The 1,491-nt window shown below is 67.8% G+C and carries 3 protein-coding genes; all 3 read right to left on the bottom strand.

Going from position 1 to position 1,491, the window contains the following annotated elements; translation table 11 throughout:
- A partial coding sequence (locus tag J7E68_RS16805) for a flagellar motor protein MotB (RefSeq protein WP_215174514.1) occupies positions 1–370 on the bottom strand: 370 nt, incomplete at its 3' end.
- Positions 367–1,164: a motility protein A gene (locus J7E68_RS16800; RefSeq protein WP_215174512.1), complete on the bottom strand. Its 798-nt coding sequence runs from the start codon at positions 1,162–1,164 to the stop codon at positions 367–369. The genes J7E68_RS16805 and J7E68_RS16800, both read right to left, overlap by 4 nt.
- A gap of 2 nt (positions 1,165–1,166) precedes the next feature.
- Complete coding sequence (locus J7E68_RS16795; protein ID WP_215174510.1) at positions 1,167–1,382, bottom strand: flagellar FlbD family protein; 216 nt, start codon at positions 1,380–1,382, stop codon at positions 1,167–1,169.
- Between the last annotated feature and the right edge of the window lie 109 nt (positions 1,383–1,491).

The following is a 1,491-nucleotide window of genomic DNA, read 5'->3' as shown; positions in this document are numbered from 1 at the left end:
TGTTCTGCAGTCCCGGAGAGGCGAGAGACGCGCTCATGCGGTCGCGTAGCTCTTCGAGCGATTCGTACTCCGCCGCCGCTCGCGCCGCGAGATCGACCACGCCGTCGTCATCCTGCAGCTCCGGCGGGATGATCATGCCCTCGGCCGTGTCGGCCCCGCCCTCCGTGCTCTCCTGACCGAACCCGGTGGCGAGGCTGTTGGCGAGCATCTCGAACTTCGTCTTGTCGACGTTCGACACGGCGAAGAGCACGATGAACAGGCACATGAGCACCGTGACCATGTCGGCGTACGAGACCGCCCAGCGCTCGTCGGGTTCGTCGTGGGAGTCCTCCTCGTGCCCGCGACCGCGCGCTCGACGGGCTGTGCTCACCGCGCACCCTCCGCCTGCTCCGCATCCCGCTTCTGCTTCTTCACCTTCGGGGCAGCGCTCGACATCGCCTCGAGGCGCTCCTGCAGCAGGTGCGGGGCGCTGCCGGACTGGATGGCGAGCATCCCCTCCGAGATCAGGGTCATGCGCTCGAGCTCGACCGCGGCGATCCGCCCGAGCCTGCCGGCGATCGGGTTCCAGATGAAGTTGGCCGAGAGCAGACCCCAGAGGGTGGCGACGAAGGCCGCCGCGATCATCGGACCCAGGTGATCGGGTTCGTCCAGCTTCTCGAGCACATGGGTCAGCGAGACGACGGTGCCGACGATGCCGATGGTCGGCGCGTATCCGCCGAGCGATCCGAAGAACTTCGACGCCACGCGGTTGCGCGACGAGGTCGCCGCGATCTCGTCATCCATCACCATCTGCAGGTCCTCGGCGTCGGTGCCGTCTGCGAGAGCCTGCAGAGCCTGACGGGTGAACGCGTCGGGCGCGCCGTCGAGCTCCTGCTCGAGCGCGAGAAGACCTTCACCGCGGGCCTTCTCGGCATAGCCGACGAGGAACGGGATGACGGCCTCTGGTGTGGTCTTGGGGCCCATCACCATGCGGCCCAGGCTCTTCACGGCGACGATCGTGTCGCGCAGCGTGTGGCTGGCGATGCCGACGCCGATCGTCGACCCGAGCACGAGGATCATCGGCGCCGGGATCAGCAGCGCCTCGAAGCTCGCACCCTCCATCGTGATCATCGCGACCAGCGCGCCGAACGCGAGGATGACGCCGATGATGAATGCGGGATCCACGCTCAGCCTCCCGTCTGAGAGGTCAGTGCCTGGGCGACGCCGAGGACCCGTGCGCGATAGGCGACGATCAGGTCGATCACGGCGTCGAGCGACTCCTCGATCACGTAGACGTGGCCGTCGACCATGTGCAGCGTGGTGTCCGGCGACGCGTGGATGCGTTCGATCAGGTCGGGGTTCACCGCGAACCGGGTGCGGTCGAGGCGGGTGACGATGATCATCGGGGGTCTCCGGGCTTCGGATGAGAGGGGGAAGTCTGCCCCGACTATCGCGACGCGGCCCGCCCCTGGTAACCAGAGGCGGGCCGCGTCGTCGGTGGATCTGCTCGTC

The organism is Microbacterium sp. ISL-103, from assembly GCF_018613995.1.
Lineage (GTDB): Bacteria > Actinomycetota > Actinomycetes > Actinomycetales > Microbacteriaceae > Microbacterium.
This window is presented reverse-complemented; position numbering and strand designations above follow the sequence as displayed.